21 protein-coding genes are annotated in these 20,354 nt (G+C 69.3%); 11 read left to right on the forward strand and 10 right to left on the reverse strand.

Features of this window, described 5'->3' with window-relative positions:
• Positions 1 to 12 precede the first annotated feature (12 nt).
• Positions 13 to 657, reverse strand: coding sequence for a DNA-binding response regulator (locus ACLHIH_RS00165; protein WP_411314703.1), 645 nt, complete (start codon positions 655 to 657; stop codon positions 13 to 15).
• Complete coding sequence (locus tag ACLHIH_RS00170) at positions 654 to 1,865, reverse strand: sensor histidine kinase (RefSeq protein ID WP_411314704.1); 1,212 nt, start codon at positions 1,863 to 1,865, stop codon at positions 654 to 656. The genes ACLHIH_RS00165 and ACLHIH_RS00170 overlap by 4 nt, the downstream gene beginning before the upstream one ends.
• Positions 1,866 to 2,034: 169 nt before the next feature.
• On the opposite strand from ACLHIH_RS00170, the gene ACLHIH_RS00175 reads away from it, so the two are divergent.
• Positions 2,035 to 2,499 (forward strand): hypothetical protein, encoded by a 465-nt coding sequence (locus ACLHIH_RS00175; protein ID WP_411314705.1) that lies wholly within the window; start codon positions 2,035 to 2,037, stop codon positions 2,497 to 2,499.
• A gap of 35 nt (positions 2,500 to 2,534) precedes the next feature.
• Here the strand turns inward: ACLHIH_RS00175 and ACLHIH_RS00180 are convergent, their stop codons facing one another.
• Positions 2,535 to 3,629, reverse strand: a complete 1,095-nt coding sequence (locus ACLHIH_RS00180) for a Gfo/Idh/MocA family protein (RefSeq protein WP_411314706.1) — start codon at positions 3,627 to 3,629, stop codon at positions 2,535 to 2,537.
• On the reverse strand, positions 3,614 to 4,315 hold the full coding sequence (locus tag ACLHIH_RS00185) for a ThuA domain-containing protein (protein ID WP_411314707.1): 702 nt from the start codon (positions 4,313 to 4,315) through the stop codon (positions 3,614 to 3,616). Before ACLHIH_RS00185 ends, ACLHIH_RS00180 begins: the two co-directional genes overlap by 16 nt.
• A 210-nt stretch (positions 4,316 to 4,525) precedes the next feature.
• Here ACLHIH_RS00185 and ACLHIH_RS00190 point away from each other — a divergent pair, with 210 nt between their 5' ends.
• The 3 genes from ACLHIH_RS00190 to ACLHIH_RS00200 are packed head-to-tail and all read left to right on the forward strand — an operon-like array spanning position 4,526 to position 9,032.
• Positions 4,526 to 5,614, forward strand: a complete 1,089-nt coding sequence (locus tag ACLHIH_RS00190) for a LacI family DNA-binding transcriptional regulator (RefSeq protein ID WP_411314708.1) — start codon at positions 4,526 to 4,528, stop codon at positions 5,612 to 5,614.
• Positions 5,615 to 5,623: 9 nt separating this feature from the next.
• Positions 5,624 to 7,009 carry a magnesium chelatase gene (locus ACLHIH_RS00195; protein ID WP_411314709.1) on the forward strand — a complete coding sequence of 462 codons (1,386 nt, stop codon included), beginning with the start codon at positions 5,624 to 5,626 and terminating at the stop codon, positions 7,007 to 7,009.
• Positions 7,002 to 9,032, forward strand: coding sequence for a vWA domain-containing protein (locus ACLHIH_RS00200; protein ID WP_411314710.1), 2,031 nt, complete (start codon positions 7,002 to 7,004; stop codon positions 9,030 to 9,032). The genes ACLHIH_RS00195 and ACLHIH_RS00200 overlap by 8 nt, the downstream gene beginning before the upstream one ends.
• Positions 9,033 to 9,053: 21 nt before the next feature.
• Here ACLHIH_RS00200 and ACLHIH_RS00205 read toward each other — a convergent pair whose 3' ends face one another.
• From ACLHIH_RS00205 to ACLHIH_RS00215, 3 genes are read right to left on the reverse strand one after another with little or no spacing between them, the layout of a single operon-like run.
• A complete protein-coding gene (locus ACLHIH_RS00205; protein WP_411316268.1) occupies positions 9,054 to 9,833 on the reverse strand; it encodes an SCO1664 family protein in 780 nt (259 codons plus the stop codon).
• Positions 9,830 to 10,405, reverse strand: a complete 576-nt coding sequence (locus tag ACLHIH_RS00210; RefSeq protein ID WP_411314711.1) for a DUF3090 domain-containing protein — start codon at positions 10,403 to 10,405, stop codon at positions 9,830 to 9,832. The genes ACLHIH_RS00205 and ACLHIH_RS00210 overlap by 4 nt, the downstream gene beginning before the upstream one ends.
• 18 nt (positions 10,406 to 10,423) lie before the next feature.
• Positions 10,424 to 11,140: a histidine phosphatase family protein gene (locus ACLHIH_RS00215; RefSeq protein WP_411314712.1), complete on the reverse strand. Its 717-nt coding sequence runs from the start codon at positions 11,138 to 11,140 to the stop codon at positions 10,424 to 10,426.
• 91 nt (positions 11,141 to 11,231) lie between these two features.
• Here ACLHIH_RS00215 and ACLHIH_RS00220 point away from each other — a divergent pair, with 91 nt between their 5' ends.
• The 3 genes from ACLHIH_RS00220 to ACLHIH_RS00230 all read left to right on the forward strand — a co-directional run bounded on the left by ACLHIH_RS00220 (position 11,232) and on the right by ACLHIH_RS00230 (position 14,763).
• Positions 11,232 to 13,598, forward strand: a complete 2,367-nt coding sequence (locus ACLHIH_RS00220) for an ATP-binding cassette domain-containing protein (protein WP_411314713.1) — start codon at positions 11,232 to 11,234, stop codon at positions 13,596 to 13,598.
• Between the two features lie 113 nt (positions 13,599 to 13,711).
• The gene (locus ACLHIH_RS00225) at positions 13,712 to 14,464 is read left to right on the forward strand and encodes a thioredoxin domain-containing protein (RefSeq protein ID WP_411314714.1); all 753 of its coding nucleotides are present in this window, start codon (positions 13,712 to 13,714) and stop codon (positions 14,462 to 14,464) included.
• Entirely contained in the window at positions 14,461 to 14,763 is a 303-nt protein-coding gene (locus tag ACLHIH_RS00230; RefSeq protein ID WP_411314715.1) for a Dabb family protein, read from the forward strand. The genes ACLHIH_RS00225 and ACLHIH_RS00230 overlap by 4 nt, the downstream gene beginning before the upstream one ends.
• A gap of 26 nt (positions 14,764 to 14,789) precedes the next feature.
• Here the strand turns inward: ACLHIH_RS00230 and ACLHIH_RS00235 are convergent, their stop codons facing one another.
• From ACLHIH_RS00235 to ACLHIH_RS00245, 3 genes are all read right to left on the reverse strand, one after another.
• Entirely contained in the window at positions 14,790 to 15,794 is a 1,005-nt protein-coding gene (locus ACLHIH_RS00235; protein ID WP_411314716.1) for an NAD(P)/FAD-dependent oxidoreductase, read from the reverse strand.
• Positions 15,795 to 15,984: 190 nt separating this feature from the next.
• Positions 15,985 to 16,731: a YcnI family protein gene (locus ACLHIH_RS00240; RefSeq protein ID WP_411314717.1), complete on the reverse strand. Its 747-nt coding sequence runs from the start codon at positions 16,729 to 16,731 to the stop codon at positions 15,985 to 15,987.
• 131 nt (positions 16,732 to 16,862) lie between these two features.
• Positions 16,863 to 17,525, reverse strand: a complete 663-nt coding sequence (locus tag ACLHIH_RS00245) for a hypothetical protein (protein ID WP_411314718.1) — start codon at positions 17,523 to 17,525, stop codon at positions 16,863 to 16,865.
• Between the two features lie 283 nt (positions 17,526 to 17,808).
• Between ACLHIH_RS00245 and ACLHIH_RS00250 the strand changes: the two genes are divergently transcribed.
• The 4 genes from ACLHIH_RS00250 (at position 17,809) to ACLHIH_RS00265 (ending at position 20,353) form a co-directional block, all read left to right on the forward strand.
• Positions 17,809 to 18,189 carry a universal stress protein gene (locus ACLHIH_RS00250; RefSeq protein ID WP_411314719.1) on the forward strand — a complete coding sequence of 127 codons (381 nt, stop codon included), beginning with the start codon at positions 17,809 to 17,811 and terminating at the stop codon, positions 18,187 to 18,189.
• On the forward strand, positions 18,186 to 19,712 hold the full coding sequence (locus tag ACLHIH_RS00255) for an alanine/glycine:cation symporter family protein (RefSeq protein WP_411314720.1): 1,527 nt from the start codon (positions 18,186 to 18,188) through the stop codon (positions 19,710 to 19,712). Before ACLHIH_RS00250 ends, ACLHIH_RS00255 begins: the two co-directional genes overlap by 4 nt.
• A gap of 79 nt (positions 19,713 to 19,791) precedes the next feature.
• On the forward strand, positions 19,792 to 20,073 hold the full coding sequence (locus tag ACLHIH_RS00260) for a metal-sensitive transcriptional regulator (RefSeq protein WP_411314721.1): 282 nt from the start codon (positions 19,792 to 19,794) through the stop codon (positions 20,071 to 20,073).
• A 55-nt stretch (positions 20,074 to 20,128) separates the two neighbouring features.
• Positions 20,129 to 20,353 (forward strand): heavy-metal-associated domain-containing protein, encoded by a 225-nt coding sequence (locus ACLHIH_RS00265; protein ID WP_411314722.1) that lies wholly within the window; start codon positions 20,129 to 20,131, stop codon positions 20,351 to 20,353.
• Position 20,354: the final 1 nt, after the last annotated feature.

A 20,354-nucleotide genomic window follows, 5' to 3' on the forward strand; every position in this document is an offset into this window, starting at 1 on the left:
GGGCCGACGTCGTCAGATCCAGCCGTGCTGCCACGCGATGTCGGCGGCTTCGTGACGTGAGCTCGCATCGAGCTTCGTCATGGCCGCCGACAGGTAGTTGCGCACGGTTCCCGGTGCGAGGTGCAGGCGGTCGGCGATCTCCTGCACGCTGCGCGTCGACTGGCTCACGCGCAGCGCGTCGAGTTCGCGGTCGGTGAGCGGGCAGCGCTCGGCCGCGAGGGCGGTCGCGGCGATCTCCTGATCGATGTAGCGCTTGCCGGCCGCGACGGCGCGGATCACGTCGGCGAGGTCTTCGGCGGGGGTCGACTTGGGCACGAAACCCGACACCTTCGCCGCGAGGGCGCGCCTCAGCACTCCGGGTCGCGCGTGACGGGTGACGATGATCACTCGCGTCGGCACGAGGGCGAGAATGCGTGACGCCGCCTCGAGACCGTCGGCTCCGGGCATCTCGAGGTCGAGGAGGCACACGTCCGGCCGGGTCTCGACCGCGCGGTCGATCGCCGACAGTCCGTTGTCGACGTCGGCGACGACCTCGATGTCGACCTCGAGCCCGAGCAGGGCGCACATGGCCCCGCGGATGAGGTGCTCGTCGTCGGCGACGAGCAAGCGGATGACCGGGCCCGCGTGCTCCGCGCCCGGCGCTCCGGTCTCGCTCACGTGGTCACCTCCGCGCGAGCCGGCACCCACGCGCGCAGCTCGAAGAGGTCGGCCGCGGCATCCGCCTCGACGTCGAGGGTGCCGCCGAGCGCGGCCAGTCGAGCCCGCAGGCCGTCGAGGCCGGTGCTCGCGGCCTGCCCCGGCGTCGCCGAGTCGGCGAGGACGTTGTTGCTCACGACGAGACTCGAGCCGTCATCTGACGGGGCGATGCGGATCGAGGCCTTCGTCGCCCCGCTGTGGCGCAGGATGTTCGTCGTCGCCTCGCGTACGACGAGCGCGAGGGTGCGCTGGGCTTCGGGGTCGCGGGGGAGCTCGGCGACGTCGAGGCTGCACGCGGCGCCCGCGGCTGTCAGCACTTCCCGGGCGTTCTCGAGCTCCTGCTCGAGGTCGACCTCGCGATAGCCGGCGATGAGCGAGCGGGTCTCCTCGAGGGCCTGCTTCGCGATGAGGCGGCTCGCGTGCACGTGCTCGCGCGCGGCTTCGACGTCGACCGACAGCATCCGCTCGGCGAGCTCCGTCTTGAGGGCGATGACCTGCAGGTGGTGCCCCTGGATGTCGTGCAGATCGGATGCGAACCGCAGGCGTTCTTGCGCGACCGCGAGTTCCCCGGCCATCGAGCGGTGCCGGTCGAGAGTGCGCACGACGTCCCACCACCACAGGCTGCTGAGGAGGATGGGCGGCAGGAGCACCGAGTAGACGAGGAGCATCCAGAAACCGGGTGTCTCGCTCGGGGGGAGGGAACCCTCGGTCGCCGTGACGACGGCGCCGTGGGCCGCGACGACGACGGCGCCCGCGGCGATCAGCAGGTTTCGCGGGCGCTTGTCGACGAGAGCGGCGACCAGGTTGACCGCGATCCAGAGGGGGACACCCGAGATCAGGGCCGCCCCCGGGGCCGCGAGCCCGACGAGGGCGGTGAGCGCGGCGGGCACCACGAGGGCGACGGTCCACACCGTGCGCGGGAGCCCGCCCCGGAGCCCCACCCTCAAGAACCAGGTGTACCTCACGTGGAGCGCACCCGAGACGAGGATGAGCGCGACGAGGATCGCGTCGACCGGCGACCGGGTGATCGAGAAACCCGCGAGCGTCGCGAGGAGCAGAACGGCGTCGAGCGCGACGAAGATGAACACGATCGACCCGAGAGTGTATGTCCACGTCGCCTGCACGCCGCGCCCCGGTGCGGGGCGGGGTCGGGTGCGGTCAGCGTCCATCCCCACAGGCTAGGCCAGTGACATTTGTCACGGTCACCCGTGCGAGAACGCCTGCACCGAGGTGACGTCGCGACACTTCACCCGGGCACCCCCGCCCGCGAGACTCGATAGCGGAACCACCGAGCCAGCGCGAATTCGTCTGCTGGCGCACCCCGACGAAAGGCACCCCGTGATCGACTCCCTGCAAGACTTCACCGCCTCGCTCCCGCCCGTGCTGCAGTGGCTCGGGGTCATGCTCGCGTCCGCCATCCCCTTCATCGAGTCCTACGGTGGTGCGGTCATCGGCGTGCTCGCCGGCATCAACCCGGTCGTCGCGATCGTCGCCGCGGTCGTCGGCAACGTCATCTCGATGGTCGTGTTCGTCCTCAGTGCCCACGGTGTGCGCTCGAAGGTGACCCAACCCAAGGAGCTGTCGCCGCGGCGCGAGAAACTCCGCCAGCGCTTCGATCGCTTCGGGGTCCCCGGAGTGAGCCTCCTCGGTCAGACCATCCTGCCGAGCCAGATCACCTCGGCCGCCATGGTCTCGTTCGGGGCGTCGAAGAACGCGGTGATCCTCTGGCAGACCATCTCGATCATCATCTGGGGTGTCGCCTTCGGCGTTCTCGCCGCCCTCGGAACCACCCTGCTGCGCTGATCGGTCGGGGCTCGGCGATCACCGGTCGGCCAGCGTCACTTCTCGGTCAGCGGCACCGCCTCGGGCCTCTCGACCGTGGTCGTGATGGTGACGTACTCGAGGGTCTGCGCCGAGACGAGGAGCGACTCCATGACCTCGAGAACGTGGAAGGCGAGGGTGCCGCTCGCTCGCGATTCCCCCGGGCCCGAGGCATCCGCCCCCCACGCCATGTCGGCGACACCGTAGCCCCGGGCCGCCCGCGTGTAGCCCGCGGAGACGGGGAGCGTGGTCCACTCGGTGTCTCCGAGCGACCAGAGCCGCACGTCTCCCGCGAAGTGGTTGGGGTCGGGCACTCCGAGGGTGCCCCTCTCGCCGTGCACCTCGATGTTCGACGCCGTCGTCGCGACCGCGTCGAAGCTCGTGACGAGGGTCGAGATCGCGCCGGACTCGTGCACGAGCAGGCCCGTGACGTGCGTCGGCGTCGAGACGGGGATGACCTCTCCCTCGCGCTCACCGGACTGGATGGTGCGCGTCGACCTCGTGGCGCTCGCGGCCCCGACGACGCGAGCGACCGGACCGAGCAGCGTCACGAGGGCGGTGACGTAGTACGGCCCCATGTCGAGGAGCGGCCCGCCGCCGGGCACGTAGTAGAAGTCAGGGTTGGGGTGCCAGCGCTCGTGGCCCGGCGTCACCATGGTCGCGGTCGCCGAGATGGGGGATCCGATGAGCCCGTCGTCGATGGCTTTGCGGGCCGTCTGCACGCCCGAGCCGAGCACCGTGTCGGGGGCGCTGCCGATTCTCACGCCCGCGGCCTCCGCCGCGGCGAGAACCGAGCGGGCCTCGTCGGTCGTCGCGGTGATGGGCTTCTCGACGTAGACCGATTTGCCCGCCGTGATGATGCGGTGAGACACCTCGGCGTGCGCCGCCGGAACGGTGAGGTTGACGACGACTCGGATGCGGTCGTCGGCGAGCAGCTCGTCGACGCTCAGGGCTTCGGTTCCGGGGGTCGCGTCGGCGACCTCCTGTGCCCTCGAGAGGTCGAGGTCGGCGACGGCGACGAGGCGCACGTCGTCGAGTCGCGCAAAGGTCTCGAGGTACTGCGCGATGATCTTCCCGCACCCGATGATCCCGACGTTCAACGGCTCGCCCACAGGAGTCCCCTCTCGATGATGGTGCGCACGGTCTCGTTCTCGAGAACGGCGACGTTGTGGCCCGCGGTGCTCACGAAGATGCGACCGGCGCCCCACTGCCGGGTCCAGACGGCGGGGCACGTGATGGGGCGGTTCCAGGCATCCCACTCGCGAGCCGGGAGGGTCGTGGTCGCGAGCACGTCGTTGTAGTCGTCGCTCAGCACCCAGTACTGCTCGGTCACGACGTCGAAGCTCTCGATGCCGCGCGTGATCGGGTGGTCGGCCGCCGACTCGAGAACGTCGATGCGGTAGGGCAGGTAGTTGTCGGCCTGCTCACCCTTCGCCTCGCTCGGGTGCACTCCGGGGTGGTGGGCGAACTGTCCGCCGATGAGCTGCAGGTAGTCCGCGGTGTTGCGGTAGGAGTCGGCGATGCCGCCGTGCCATCCGGCCATCCCGGTGCCCGCCTCGATCGCGGCACGGAGCCCCGCGATCTCCTCCTTCTCGATCGTCGTCATGGTGTTGCACTGCACCACCAGGTCGATGTCGGCCATGACCGTCGCGTCGGCGTAGACGGCGGTCGACTCGTGCACGCTCACCTCGAAACCGTGGGCCTCGAGGTGGGGGATGAACATCTCCGTCGCCTCGACGGGCTGGTGGCCATCCCACCCCCCTCGAACGATGAGGGCGCGTTTGAGGCTGGGTGTCATGGTGTTCTCGTCTTTCGAGGGTGGGCGTGGGTGTCAACTCACCGCTTCGCCGTCGAAGCAGCCCGATATCGCAGTGGCTGAACGTGTCGGCAGAAACTTTTCGCAAGCGGAGCCGACATCCACGACGCTACCCAGTGCGATGACGGCGGTCAAGCGCGCCGAGTTCGCCGACACCGAGCGAAAAGTTTCGGATTCTCGCTACCCTGAGCTGTGGCCACGAACACACCCAAGCTCACCCTGCGGCAGATCGCTGCCGACGCCGGCGTCTCGGTGCCGACGGTCTCGAAAGTGCTCAACGGTCGGGCCGACGTCGCCGAGAGCACGCGCCGGCGGGTCACGAGCGCGATCCGCGCGCGAGGATACGCGTCTCCCCAGCAGCGCCGGAGAGCTGCGACCGCGCCGGCGCTCGTCGACCTCGTGACCGACCTCCTCACCTCCGCGTACTCGGTCGAGGTCATGCGGGGCATCGTCGACGTCGCCGCGTCGGAGGGCGTCGAGGTCGTCATCAGCACGCTCAGTTCCCGGCAGGCACCGTCGACCGACGGCGCGGTGTGGGCGCAGCGGCTGAGCGCCGCAGGCAGGCGCGGCCTCATCCTCGTCGCGAGCGAGGTCGACGCGACCCAACTCGATGAGCTGCGCGCGCACGGCATCTCGGTCGTTCTCATCGACCCGTTCAGCACGCCGCAAGACGACGTCGTGACCCTTGGGTCGACCAACTGGGCCGGCGGTCGGGCGGCCGTCGACCACCTCATCTCGCTCGGCCACCGACGCATCGGCTACCTCGGTGGGCCGCTCGGTGCCGATTGCGCGAGCGCGCGACTGCACGGCTACCACGCCGCACTCGCCGACGCGGGAATCACGGCCGACCCCGCGGTCATCCGCCACGGGCCCTTCGAGAGCGCGACGGGAACCGAGGGGCTCGCCGCGCTGTGCGACACGGGAGACCTGCCGACCGCGATCTTCGCGGCGAGCGACTCGATCGCGATCGGCGTCATGACCGAGGCGCACCGTCGGGGGATCAGGGTGCCCGACGACCTGAGCGTCGTGGGCTTCGATGGCACACCGCTCGTCGATCAGACCGTTCCGCGCCTCACCTCGGTCGCCCAACCCCTCTTCGAGATCGGTGCAACGGCCCTGCGGACAGTGCTCAGACTCACGCGCGACGAACCGGTCGAGTCGATGCACATCGAGCTCGCGACGAAACTCGTGGTGAGGGAATCGACGGCACCGCCGCGCGGGAAACCGCGCGTGCACCCCGCCGCACGACGCTCAGGGTCCGCTCCAGAAAAGCAGGCGTAGCCTGACGCCATGACCCGCCCCACCATCGCCACACTCGGCGAATTGCGCGCATCCGGCCACGTGGCCACGTCCCTCCGCGAAGAGATCCGCGGCAACCTCCTCGCGGCCCTCCGCGACGGTCGGAATCCCTGGCCCGGGCTCCACGGATTCGAGTCGACCGTCATCCCGCAGCTCGAACGCGCGCTCATCGCCGGCCACGACATCGTTCTCCTCGGCGAGCGCGGCCAGGGCAAGACACGCATCCTCCGCACCCTCGCGGGGCTCCTCGACGAGTGGTCCCCCGTCATCGAGGGGTCGGAGCTCGGAGAGCACCCGTTCGAGCCCATCACCGTCGAGAGCATCCGGAGGGCGGAGGAGCTCGGTGACGAACTCCCCGTCTCGTGGCGCAGTCGAGGCGAGAGATACGTCGAGAAACTCGCGACACCCGACACGAGCGTCGCCGACCTCATCGGCGACGTCGACCCGATGAAGGTCGCGGGTGGTCTGAGTCTCGGTGACCCCGAGACCATCCACTTCGGCCTCATTCCCCGCAGCCACCGCGGCATCGTCGCGATCAACGAGCTGCCCGACCTCGCCGAGCGCATCCAGGTGGCGATGCTCAACGTCATGGAGGAGCGCGACATCCAGATCCGCGGGTACGTGCTGAGGTTGCCTCTCGACGTGCTCGTCGTCGCGAGCGCCAACCCCGAGGACTACACGAACCGCGGCCGCATCATCACTCCGCTCAAGGACAGGTTCGGGGCGGAGATCCGCACCCACTACCCGACCGAGCTCGACGACGAGGTCGCCGTCATCCGCCAGGAGGCCCAGCTCGTGGCCGAGGTGCCCGACTACCTCGTCGAGATCCTCGCGCGATTCACTCGGGCGCTGCGCGGCTCGGGATCGGTCGACCAGCGCAGCGGCGTGAGCGCCCGCTTCTCCATCGCGGGTGCCGAGACGATCGCGGCAGCGGCGATCCACCGGGCGACGCGCCAGGGCGAAGACGACGCGGTCGCGCGGCCCGTCGACCTCGAAACCGCTGTCGACGTGCTCGGGGGCAAGATCGAGTTCGAGTCGGGCGAGGAGGGGCGCGAAGACGAGATCCTCGACCATCTCCTGCGCACCGCGACCGCCGAGACGGTGCGCGCCCACTTCCGCGGACTCGACTTCGGCGTGCTCGTCGACGCGATCGAGGGCGGCGTCATGGTGACGACGGGGGAGCAGGTCGCCGCCCGCGACTTCCTCTCCGGGCTCCCCGCGCTCGGGGAGTCGGAGCTCTACGACCAGATCTGCGAGCGACTCGGCGCCGCGAACGACGGCGAACGTGCCGGCGCGATCGAGCTCGCTCTCGAGGGGCTCTACCTCGGCCGTCGCGTGAGCAAGGAGAGTGGGGGAGGCGAGACGATCTATGGCTAGAGCGAATCGCCGGCTCACGCGCGACATCCGCTACGGCCACTACGTCGACGGCCCCGACCCTCTCGCTCCGCCCGTCGACCTGACCGAGGCGCTCGGCGCCATCGGCGACGACGTGATGGCGGGGTATTCGCCCGAGCAGGCGCTGCGCGAGTTCCTCCGCCGCGGGGGCCGTGACCTCACGGGCCTCGACGACCTCGCGCAGCGTGTCGCCGAGAAGCGGCGCGACCTCGCCCGCAAGCACAACCTCGACGGCACGCTCCAGGAGGTCAAACAGCTCCTCGATCGTGCGGTTCTCGCCGAGAGGGGGCAGCTCTCGCGCGACACGGCGATGGATGACGGCGACCGCGCGCTCGCCGAGATGCAGCTCGACAACCTCCCCGCTTCCCCGGCCGCCGCCGTGAGCGAACTCGGCGGCTACGACTGGACGAGCCCCGCCGCGCGCGAGGACTTCGAGAGGATCAAAGATCTCCTCGGGCGCGAGATGCTCGAGCAGCGTTTCGCGGGAATGAAGAACGCTCTCGAGAACGCGACCGACGCCGACCGTGCGGCGATCACGGCGATGCTCGACGACCTCAACGAGCTGCTCGCCGCGCACCAGCGCGGCGACGACACTCCCGAGCAGTTCGACGACTTCATGCAGAAGCACGGCGAGTTCTTTCCCGAGGGTCCCGAGTCGATCGACGAGCTGCTCGATGCGCTCGCTCAGCGGGCCGCCGCAGCACAGCGCATGCGCAACTCGATGACCCCCGAGCAGCGCGCCGAACTCGACGCTCTCGCCGAGCAGGCCTTCGGGTCTCCCGACTTGATGTCGTCTCTCGGGCAACTCGACGACACGCTCCGCCAGTTGCGGCCCGGCGAGAACTGGGGAGGTTCCGAGCGCATGGACGGCGAGCAGGGTCTCGGGCTCGGCGACGGCACCGGGGTCTTCCAGGACATCGCCGACCTCGACGAGCTCGCCGAGCAGCTCGCACAGAGCTACAGCGGGTCGAGCATCGACGACATCGACCTCGACACCCTGAGCAAGCAGCTCGGCTCCGACGCGGCCGTGAATGCGCGCACCCTCCAGCAGCTCGAGAAGGCACTGCGCGACTCCGGAACGGTCAAGCGCGGCAGCGACGGTCAGCTCACGATGACCCCGAAGGCGATGCGGCAGCTCGGCAAGTCGCTCCTGCGCGACGTCGCGCAGAAGCTCTCGGGCAAGCAGGGTCAGCGCGACCTCCGGCAGGCGGGAGCGGCGGGTGATCGTTCGGGGGCCACTCGCGAGTGGGCGTTCGGTGACACCGAGCCGTGGGATGTCACCCGCACCATCACCAACGCGGTGACGCGCACCGCGGGCGAGGGTGGTCCGACCGGCTCCGGCGTGCGCATCGAGGTCGGCGACATCGAGATCCAAGAGACCGAGGCCCGCACTCAGGCCGCCGTCGCGCTGCTCGTCGACACGTCGTTCTCGATGGCGATGGACGGCCGCTGGGTGCCCATGAAACGCACGGCACTCGCCCTGCACACCCTCATCACGAGCCGGTTCCGCGGCGACGATCTGCAGCTCATCCAGTTCGGCCGCACCGCCTCGGTCATGCAGATCGACGAGCTCGTGGGCCTCGACGCGCAGTGGGAGAAGGGCACCAACCTGCACCACGCGCTGCTTCTCGCGAACAGGCATTTCCGCAAGCATCCGAATGCGCAGCCCGTGTTGCTCATCGTGACCGACGGTGAACCGACGTCGCACCTCGAGCCGGGGGGAGAGGTGTTCTTCGACTACCCGCCCGCGCCGCTCACGATCGCGGTCGCGGTGCGCGAGCTCGACAACTCGATGAGGCTCGGCGCGCACACGACCTTCTTCAGGCTCGGCGACGATCGCGGACTCGCGCGCTTCATCGACTCGATGGCGAGGCGCGTGGGAGGGTCGGTCGTGGCACCGGAGACGGATGATCTCGGGGCCGCGGTCGTGGGGGCCTACCTCGGGTCACGCCGCGGCGGCGGCACCTCCGCAGACGACTGGGGAGGCGCGGCGGGGTTGTTCTGAGGATCGGAAGGCAGGCTCGGGTCAGAACAGCGGCCAGGGCACCGCGGGCATCTGGCCGCGCGGCGGCGGGAACGCGCCGCGGGTGAGCAACCGCTCACAGCGTTGTCTGAGGGCCTCGACCTCGTAGTCGGTGATCATGCTGCCGAGTCTCTCGCCGAGGCCCGCGTCGAGCTGTTCGCGCACGCGCTCGACACCCTCGCGCTCGTCGGTCGAGAGCTCCTCGCCGATCCACCCCCACAGCACCGTGCGCAGCTTGTGCTCCGAGTGCAGCGTGAGGCCGTGATCGACGCCGTAGCGGTGACCGTCGGCCATCGGCAGGATGTGCGCGCCCTTGCGATCGGCATTGTTCACGACGATGTCGAACACCGCCATCCGTCGCAGGGCTGCGGTGTCCTCGTGGATCAGCGCGACGGCCCGGTCGTCTTCGTCGGTGCCGTCGAAGACGTGACGCCAGCCGCTCTCGGGCATCGCGCCGGAAGGCACGAGGTCGACGGCATCCTGCTCGGGGTCGAGCTCCTGCCAGAGCTGCACCATCCCCTCGCCGAGGGGGCCGTCGCGCAACCACGTGCGCGGCACGATGTTCCAGCCGAACGCCTCGGAGACGAGGTGGGCCGCGACCTCCCGGTGCGCGAGGTCACCGTCGGGGAAGTCCCACAGCGGCTTCTCTCCCGCGATCGGCTTGTAGACCACGACGGTGTCGCCGACGGTTCCGAGGAACGTCGCGTTCGAGGCTGTCGTGATGCGGCCGCTGAGCGCGAGGTCGCCGCTCAGCAGGTCGGCGCCGACATCGGCCACCCTCAGAAACCGTCAGGCAGAACGCACGTGTGACCCTCGGGGTCGATGGGCGTCGCGCAGAACGGGCACAGCGGCCTGCCGGCCCCGACGACCTCGCGAGTGCGCTTGGCGAAGGCCCTGGCCGTGCCGACGGGGATCTTGACGACGACCATCTCCGACGGCTCGACGGTGTCGTCGCGCTCCTCGTCGGCGTCGTCGAACGGGTCGCGGTCGTCGGCATCGGCCTCCACGATCGGGAACATCTCGATCACGAGCTGCACGGTCGACGGGTCCCAGCCGAGGCTCATGGTCCCCGTGCGGAACTGCTGCTCGACTGGTTGCTCGAGCGGCTCGTTGTCGACGAGTTCGATCGGCGTCGACGACGGCACGCTGAACGGGTTGCCGTCGGTCGTCATGAGGTGGTCGAGGATCTCGTCGATCTTCTCGGCGAGCAGAGCCGACTGCTCCTTCTCGAGAGCGACCGAGACGAGCCTGCGTCCGCTACGGGCTTGCAGGTAGAACGATCGCGAGCCCGGGCTCCCGACGGTGCCGACCACGACGCGGTCGGGCCAGACTAATTCGTGCACGAGTGTGGCCATGACGTCAGCTTAGGAGCGTCAGCCAGCAGATGGCTGAGGGCCCGCTCCGCCTCCGACGGCGGCATCGACAGTCGGCGCCGCCGCCCGCAGCCACGCGAGGTCGCCCGAGTCGGTGTTGGTCGCGATGACCTCGGGCCTCGCGGTGCCGTAGCGCACGATCGACACCGAGGCCGGGTTGACGCCGATGCGCTGGAACAGGTCGAGGTGCATGCCGAGAGCGTCGGCGAGCACCGATTTGATGATGTCGCCGTGACTCACCGCGACCCACACGGCTCCGGGCCCGTGCTCGGCTTCGATCACGGCATCCGTGCGACGGATGGCGGCGACCGATCGCGCTTGCATGGCCTGCAGCGACTCGCCCCCCGGGAACACCGCCGCCGACGGGTGGTTCTGCACGACCGACCACAGCGGTTCCTTCGCGAGCTCGGCGAGGGTGCGTCCCTGCCACTCGCCGTAGTCGCACTCGGTGATGGCGTCGTCGGTCGTCACCGCCGGGGGGCCGGGCGTGCCGGTCGTGCCGGGTTGGCGATCGAGGATGATCCCCGCGGTCTGGAGGCACCGCTCGAGGGGGCTCGACACGACGGCGGCGAGCGGAACCGCGCTCAGCCGCTCGGCCGTGCGCGCCGCCTGCTCGAGCCCGACGGAGTCGAGTCGGACACCGGGGGTGCGGCCCGCGAGAAGTCCCGACGCGTTTGCTGTGGTGCGACCGTGCCGCACGAGGATGACTGTAGCCATTGCCGCAAGCCTAGACACCGCTGGCCGTGCCCTTTCCCGATGTCGGGTGCACCTGCTTGAATCAAGCACCGCCCGCACCGGAGGAGACCCGATGAGCTCGATTTCGCCGCACGTCGCCGACACCCACGACATCATCAGGGTGCAGGGTGCACGCGAGAACAATCTGAAGAACGTGAGCGTCGACATCCCGAAGCGCCGTCTCACGGTCTTCACCGGGGTCTCGGGCTCGGGCAAGAGCTCGCTCGTGTTCGGCACGATCGCGGCCGAGTCGCAACGCATGATCAACGAGACCTACAGCGCGTTCCTGCAGGGGTTCATGCCGTCGCTCGCCCGGCCAGACGTCGACGTGCTCGAGGGCCTCACGACAGCGATCATCGTCGACCAGGAGCGGATGGGGGCCAACTCGCGCTCGACCGTCGGCACGGCCACCGACGCCAACGCGCTCCTGCGCATCGTCTTCAGTCGCCTCGGCGACCCGCACGTCGGATCACCCCAGGCTTTCTCGTTCAACGTCGCGTCGATCTCCGGCGCGGGCGCGGTGACGCTCGAGAAGGGCGGCGCAACCGTCAAGGAGCGACGCGAATTCACCATCACCGGGGGCATGTGTCCGCGCTGCGAAGGCATGGGCAAGGTCAGCGACATCGACCTCACGCAGCTCTACGACGACGCCAAGTCGCTCGCCGACGGCGCCCTCACGATCCCCGGTTACAACGCCGAGGGCTGGATGGTGCGCATCTTCACGGAGTCGGGCTTCCTCGACCCGGCGAAGCCCATCCGCGACTACACCGAGACCGAGCTCGCCGACTTCCTCTACAGAGAGCCGACGAAGGTGTCGCTCCAGTCGATGAACATGACCTACGAGGGGCTCATCCCCAAGATCCAGAAATCGTTCCTGTCGAAAGACCGGGAGGCGATGCAGCCTCACATCCGCGAGTTCGTCGACCGGGCCGTCACGTTCACGGCGTGCCCCGACTGCGGGGGCACGCGACTCAACGAGGGGGCGCGTTCCTCGAAGGTCGGCGGCATCTCCATCGCCGACGCGTGCGCGATGCAGATCAGCGACCTCGCGGCGTGGGTGCAGACCCTCGACGAGCCGACCATGGCGCCCCTGCTCGCGGCACTCCGGCACTTACTCGACTCCTTCGTCGAGATCGGCCTCGGCTACCTCTCGCTCGACCGTTCTGCGGGGAGCCTCTCGGGTGGCGAAGCCCAGCGCACCAAGATGATCCGCCACCTCGGGTCGTCGCTCACCGACGTCACCTACGTCTTCGACGAGCCGACGATCGGGCTCCACCCCCACGACATCCAGCGGATGAACTCGCTCCTCGTGAGGCTCAGAGACAAGGGCAACACCGTGCTCGTCGTCGAGCACAAACCCGAGATGATCGCGATCGCCGACCACGTCGTCGACCTCGGACCGCGCGCGGGAACCGACGGGGGCACGATCCGCTTCGAAGGCACCGTCGAGGGTCTGCGGGCAAGCGACACCCTCACGGGGCAGCACCTCGACGATCGCGCGGCCCTCAAAGAGACGATCCGCCCCGCGACGGGAGAGCTGCAGATCCGCGGGGCGACGGCCCACAACCTGCGGGATGTCGACGTCGACATCCCTCTCGGCGTGCTCGTCGTCGTGACGGGGGTCGCCGGATCGGGCAAGAGCTCGCTCATCCACGATTCGGTCGCTCGACGCCCCGGCGTCGTCTCGATCGATCAGGGTGCCATCCGCGGCTCGCGGCGCAGCAACCCCGCGACCTACACGGGAGTGCTCGAGCCGATCCGCAAGGCGTTCGCGAAAGCCAACGGGGTGAAACCGGCGCTCTTCAGCTCGAACTCGGAGGGCGCGTGCCCCACGTGCAACGGCAACGGGGTGATCTACACCGACCTCGGCATGATGGCGACGGTCGCCACGACGTGCGAGGTGTGCGAGGGCAAGAGGTTCCAGGCATCCGTTCTGCAGCACCTGCTCGGCGGTCGCGACATCAGCGAGGTGCTCGCGATGCCGATCACCGACGCCGCCGAGTTCTTCGGCACGGGGGAGGCGCGCACACCCGCGGCGAAAGCGGTTCTCGACCGCCTCGTCGATGTCGGGCTCGGCTACCTGAGCCTCGGGCAACCGCTCACGACCCTGTCGGGGGGCGAGCGGCAGCGACTCAAGCTCGCGATCCACATGGCGGAGAAGGGCGACGTTCTCGTGCTCGACGAGCCGACGACCGGCCTCCACCTCGCCGACGTCGAGCAGTTGCTCGGTCTGCTCGACCGCATCGTCGACTCCGGCAAGTCGGTCATCGTCATCGAGCATCACCAGGCGGTCATGGCTCACGCCGACTGGATCATCGACCTCGGACCCGGGGCGGGTCACGACGGCGGCCGGATCGTGTTCGAGGGCACCCCCGCCGACCTCGTCGCGGCCTCGTCGACGCTCACCGGGGAGCACCTCGCGGCCTACGTCGGGCGCTGACGATGTTCGCTCAGACCGGAACGAAAACGATGTGACTGCGCCCCCGCGAGGAGCAGGATGGGGGCACCCCCGCCATTTCGCCCTCGCGAGGAGTGCCGTATGGCCGGGTCCAGTTGAGCGGCGGGATCCTCGCCGCGGCACTCGTCTCACCCGTCACGTGGGGCATCATCGCGGCGCTCGTGATCGGCGAATTCGTCGGCATCACCGGCGCGGTGCGCAACGAAGCGCGCGTGGGGGTGCTCTCCGCGTCGATCATCGCCTTCGTGATCGCGGCCGTGATCTTCAGGATCGCGGATGCCGCGCGGCCGGCCGAGTCGGTCGGGCACACGCTCGTGCGGCCCGTCGATCGGTCGCGTGACCACATCTTCGGCTCCGACGACGCGCCGTTCGAGATCGTCGAGTACGGCGACTTCCCGTGCGGCTTCTGCCTCAAGGCCACCGGGGCGGTCGAGGAGGTGCGCCGGGAACTCGGCGACCGCGTGCGCTACGTGTGGCGTCATGCGTCGCTCGCGAGCTATCAACCGAACGCGGTCGCCGCCGCCGAAGCCTCGGAGGCGGCGGCGCTCCAGGGCAGGTTCTTCGAGTACGAGCGCAGCCTCTTCGCCGACCAGGAGAACCAGTTGCCGTCGGACATCGTGCGCCGGGCCGCGGAGCTCGGCCTCGATGTCGAGAGGTTCGAGCGCGACCTCAACTCGCCCGAGGTCGCGGCGCGCGTCCGCGATGACGTGCTCGATGCGGAGGCGATGGACATCACGTCCGTGCCGACCTTCTTCATCAACGGAGAGAGGCATCATGGACCGTACGACGCACGATCCCTCATCCGCGCTCTCACCGAGAGCGCTCCAGCATCGGAGCCCCGACAGTGACCGCCATCGACCACATCGTCCTCGTCCAGTGGGCCGAGTCCGCGACGATCGCAGCGCGAGACGAGGTGCGGGCGAAGGTCCGTGATTTCGTGACCACGATCGCCGGGGTCGACTCGGTGACAGAGGGTCCGAGCGTGAGCACGGAAGGCCTCGAACGGGCTCACGACTACGGGTTCATCGTGCGCTTCACGACCGTCGACGCCCGCGACGCCTACCTGCCCGATCCCGTGCACCTCGACGTCGCCGATCTGATCGGGGCGAACGCCGCGAACGTGACGGTGTTCGACATCGCGCGATGATCGCGCTCGCGGCGCTCAGGTCGGAGTCAGCCCGGGAACGCGCTCGCCCGAGCGATCGCGCGCCCGAGAGCGTCGCCCGAGGTCCACGCCGCGGCGACCGACGCCTTGCCGCCCCACGCGTCGCCGCACACGCCGACGCGGTCGTCGAGCAGAAACGGGTCGTCGTGGGGTGCTGCCGGGCGCGCGAAAGTCCAGCGGTGCGCGAACGCGTCGACGGGCGCGGCGGTGAGGGCGAGCATCCGCGAGACGGCCTCGGTGATCGGGGCGATCGCCCCATCGGGGTCGTCGAGGTGGGCGTGGGCGAGTTCGGCACTCGAGTGCGCGACGAGCACGGGCGCCCCGTCACCGCGGCGATCGCCGTCGTCGGCGACGAACGAGAGCTCGGGGGAGTCGTTGACGAAAGCGCCGTGGAGGTCGGACGCCCACTCGTGCTCGGCGAAGGTCAGAGCGACGGCGATCGTCGGATGCCACCCGTCTGCGCCGTGCAGTACGTCGAGCGCGCGGGACCCCGGTGCGAGCAACCGCCGCGCTTGAGGGTCGGGCATCGCGAGCACCACGTGGTCGAAACCCTCGGCGCCGGTCGAGCCGGTGAAGGAAACCGACACCGACGCGGTGTCACCCGTGGCCGGCGTGACCTCCTCGACCGTCTCCCCGGCCACGACGTCGAGCCCCTCGGCGAGGTCGATCACGAGATCGCGCAGACCTGTGGGTGACGCGAACCGCATCGGACCCGACCGCGAATCACGGATGCCGTCGGGGCCAGCCGTGCGGAACGTATCGGTCCACTCGCGAGCGAGCCCGCGCGCGAGCCAGTCGTGCACGACCGCCTCGAACCGGCTGTCCGGTTCGGCCGTGAAGTAGGACGCGCCGAGATCGATCGCCCGACCGTCGACCCGGCGTCCCGACATCCGGCCCCCCGGCGCGCGACCCCGATCGACGACCCGCACCGTCGCCCCCGCGTCGCGGAGGGCGCGAGCGCACGCGAGTCCCGAGATACCGGCGCCGACAACGAGAACGGTGGGGGAGGTCATGCGCTCATCCTGCCGTGTGTGGCTGTGACTAGCGCGGTTCGTGCGCGGGGTAGGAGTCGTCGGCCGGCGCGCGGGGTTCGGCGCGGTGGGTGCGGCGTGCCGCGGGTGGGGTCCTACTCGCGGCCCGCGGCGGCGGCCTGCGGCGGGAGGGCGGCCCGCACCGGAGCGGTGCGGGCCGCGAGGTCGCGCGCTAGTTCGCGGTCTTGCGACGCGCGAGCAGGGCGAGCACGACTCCGATCGCGCCGACGGCGAAACCGACGACACCGATCACGCGTGCGACGACGTCGGTCGCTGCGGATGTCTCGGTCGATCCTGCGTCGGTCGACCCGCTGCTCGCCGAGTCGGCCGCATCCGTGTTCGAGTCCGCGCTGTCGCCGGAGGAGTGCGCGCCGTGGTCGTCACCGGCAGGCTCGTCGGTGATGTAGAGCACGGGCGCGGGGTACTGCGCGTCGGCTTCGGTCTCCGACCACGACACGACGTCGCCGTCGGTGTACGTCTGCGTCGCGGGCAGCACGATCGACCCCGTGTCGGGCACCGGGCCGAGGGAGAGCTCGAACTGCTGAAGCTCGCCGTCGGCGATCTCCGACCCCGGCTCGGCGGTGAAGACCACCGACGTCACGGCTTCGGTGATCTCGCCCGCCTCGACCTCGACCGGTTCGGGCAGGGTCGTGCGCACGAGTTCGGTCGTCCACCCGGCGACGGGCACGTAGCGCACGCTCGAGAACGGGGTGTCGGTCGGCAGCGCGATCTCCACGCTCTCGGTTTCGGCGGTAGCCGATTCGTTCGGCACCTTGACGGTGATGACGGTGTAGCTCCCCGGTTCGGCGCTCGCCGGGTCGATGGTCACGTGCGCGCTCGCCGCGAGGGGGCTCGCGACGGCGAGGAGAAGACCGGCGGTGCCGGCGACGGACAAACGGGTGATGGTGCGAGTGTTCATGGTGTTCCTTGCGTGCTGTCGGCCGCGCTCGAGGCGGCACGAGAAATGGTCGACGACGAGACCGTCGTCGGGATGCGACGCGCACGATCGATGATCGAGCTGAGACGTCGCGAGGGCGGATGCCCGGAGTTCTAGAAGACGGCGACCGACGGCGGGCCACGGAGTCCGAGCGCCGAGAGGTCGTCGGCGCGGGCGACGGGAACGAAGCCGCGCGAGTCGATCCGCGTGCCCCGCGGGCGGATGTCCGGCGCGACCGCGAGGGCGATGGCCGCCGACGCGACGCGCACGAGCGGCGCGACCACGAGGCGAGCCGTGTCGACGAGCGACCAGAATGCCGCCTCACCGAAGCGCACGGCGAGCACCGTGACGACGACGGCCGCGAGGTGGGCGAGGGTCATCACGGCATCGAGCGAGAGAGCCGTCGTCGACGCGCCGGCATCGGCGAGGGCGCTCGTCGGAAGGGTGGTCTCGAGTGCGTGCCCGGCGTGACCGTGGCTGACCGCGTCGCCGGGGGTCGCCGTGTGGCCGGCGCTCGACGCGGGGGAGCCGATCGAGAAGACGAGGTGGAAGAGGGCTTGAGACCCCACGACCGCGGGCACGAGTCGCCAGCTCGAGACGCGACGCCCGGCGAGGGCGATGCACAGGAGCACCGCGAACGCGAGAGCGAGAGCGAGGATCGGTGCCGGGGGGAAGGCGCCGCCACCCGCCGCGTGGAACACCCCGGCGACGAGGGTCGCGATGACGGCGGCGGCGATACCGCGCACGGTGCGCGCGACGCGACTGCTCGACCCCACGCCCACCTCTATTCCGCTCCCGCACCGCGACCGATGCTCTCGTGACGACGGGAGAGATCTTATTGCCTGCCCGGTGCGTGCTCGGTGGGTGCTCCTGCCGCTCGCCCACCGCACGTTAACTGCCGGTTACGTCTTCGTCTGGGTCCCCGTCGCGACGTAGGGTGAACGCATTCACTCGAGGCCAGCGGGTCGAGCTCCCCCGGAGGGGCGGGCCCAAAAGAGAGGAAAGACAGTGTCGTCACTACTCGTCGGGGTCGATCGAAGCTCATCCAGTCGCCGGGCGGTGGCGTTCGCCGCTCGCCTCGCGTCGGAGTCGGATGCGACGCTCACCCTCGTGCACGTCATCCCGTGGTCGCCGTACTCGTTCACGACCCCCGCGGAGAACGAGCATCGCTCGGTGAGCAGAACCCTGGAGCTCGAGGCGGCGCAATCGCAGATCATCTCGCCCGCTCTCGCGGCGGCGAGCGAGTTCGAGGTCACCCCCGCGACCGAGGTCGTGCACGGGAGTTCGGCCGAGGTCCTCGTGTCGATGGCCGCCCGCCTCAACGGCGCCCACATCATCGTGGGCCGCACGGGTGACTCCAAGCTCAAGCAAGTGCTCTTCGGGAGTACCCCGGCCAAACTGATCCAGATCGCCGCGACCCCTGTGACGGTGATCCCGTGAGCGCCCTCACCGCCCTTGCAGCAACGGCCGCGGGCGCCACGGATGCGGTGCGTGCATCGAGCGTCGACGATGCGATCGCGGATGCCGTCGGCCCCGTCGCGACCCTCATCAGCGGGATCATCTTCTACTCGATCCCGTTCGGTGACCCCGAGAGTGAGAACTTCGTCGAGGTGCCGATCATCGTCGTGTGGCTCATCGTCGCGGCGGCGTTCTTCACGCTCTACCTCGGTTTCCAGAACATCCGCGGTTTCAAGCACGCGATCGACCTCGTGCGAGGCAAGTACTCCGACCCGAAGGATGCGGGGGAGGTGTCGCATTTCCAGGCGCTCACGACCGCCGTCTCGGGAACCGTGGGTCTCGGCAACATCGCGGGTGTCGCTGTCGCCGTCTCGCTCGGTGGTCCGGGCGCGACCTTCTGGATGATCCTCGCGGGCTTCCTCGGCATGAGCACGAAGATGGCCGAGTGCATGCTCGGGGTGAAGTACCGGCGCGAGCGCCCCGACGGATCCGTGTCGGGCGGCCCGATGTACTACTTGCGCGACGGTCTCGCCGAGATCGGCCACCGTCGTCTCGGCAAGGTGCTCGCCGTGTTCTTTGCGATCTGCTGCATGGGCGGCGCGATCGGCGGTGGAAACATGTTCCAGGCCAACCAGGCGACGAGCCAGATCATCAACGTCACGGGTGGCGAAGACGGTTTCCTCGCCGACTGGCGGTTCGTGATCGGCCTCGTCTTCGCGGTCGCCGTCGGTGCCGTGATCATCGGGGGGATCAAGTCGATCGCGAAGGTGACCGAGAAGATCGTGCCGTTCATGGCGATCATCTACGTCGCCGGATGTCTCGCCGTGATCTTCCTCAACCTCGGAGCCGTTCCCGGCGCGATCGGGGAGATCTTCGTCGGCGCCTTCAACCCGGAGGGGATCACGGGCGGCATCGTCGGTGTGCTCATCCAGGGGTTCCGTCGGGCCGCGTTCTCGAATGAGGCCGGGGTCGGTTCCGCGGCGATCGCGCACTCCGCGGTCAAGACCAAGGAGCCCGCGACCGAGGGTTTCGTCGCCCTGCTCGAGCCGTTCATCGACACCGTCGTGATCTGCACGATGACCGCTCTCGCGATCGTGATCACGGGAACGTGGGCCGACACCTCGAGCGAGCCGGGAGTGGAGACCACGTCGGCGGCGTTCGCCACTGTCGCGCCGTGGTTCCCCACCCTGCTCGCAGTCGCGGTCATCCTCTTCGCCTTCTCGACGATGATCTCGTGGTCGTACTACGGCATGAAGGCCACGGGATACCTCTTCAACGACAGTGCTCGAGCCGAGCTCGTGTTCAAGATCGTGTTCTGCGTCTTCACCGTGGTGGGGGCTTCGCTCTCCCTGCAGCCGGTGATCGACTTCTCCGACTCGATGATCTTCGCGATGTCTCTTCCCAACATCCTCGGGCTCTACTTCTTGGCCCGCGTCATCCGCAAGGAGATCTTCGGCTACCGGGCCAAGATCGCGTCGGGAGAGATCGTGCAGGTCGAGAAGTAGGGCGTCGCCGACGCATCGACCACCTCGGTACCCCAAGGGGGTATGCTTGCTGATACCCGTGAGGGGTATTGGAGGAAGCATGGTCGGATACGTCGACGACAAAGAGGATCTGCTCAAGCGGTTGCGGCGAGCAGAGGGGCAAGTGCGCGGCATCCATCGGATGATCGAGGACGACACCTATTGCATCGACGTGCTCACGCAAGTGTCCGCCGCGACGAAAGCACTCGAGAACGTCGCCCTCGCCCTGCTCAACGACCACCTGACCCACTGCGTCGCCGAGGCGAGCCGCGAGGGCGGCGAGGTCGCGGACGAGAAGATCCGCGAGGCTTCCGCGGCGATCGCGCGACTCGTGCGCTCGTGACCGGCACCGGTGCTCACTCCACTCACTCCACTCACTCCGTGAAAGGACTCCCCGCATGACCACGACCGACTATTCCGTCAGCGGAATGACCTGCGCCCACTGCGTCTCGAGCGTGACCGAGGAGGTCGGCGCCCTCGACGGCGTGACCGACATCACGGTCGATCTCGTGGTCGGTGCCCCCTCCACAGTGACGGTGCAGAGCGCCGAGCCCCTCGACATCGACCAGGTGCGCGCGGCGATCGACGAAGCGGGCTACACCCTCGACGCCCCGCGCTCGTGAG

It is taken from the genome of Marisediminicola sp. LYQ134 (assembly GCF_046599635.1).
Taxonomy (GTDB): Bacteria; Actinomycetota; Actinomycetes; order Actinomycetales; family Microbacteriaceae; genus Marisediminicola.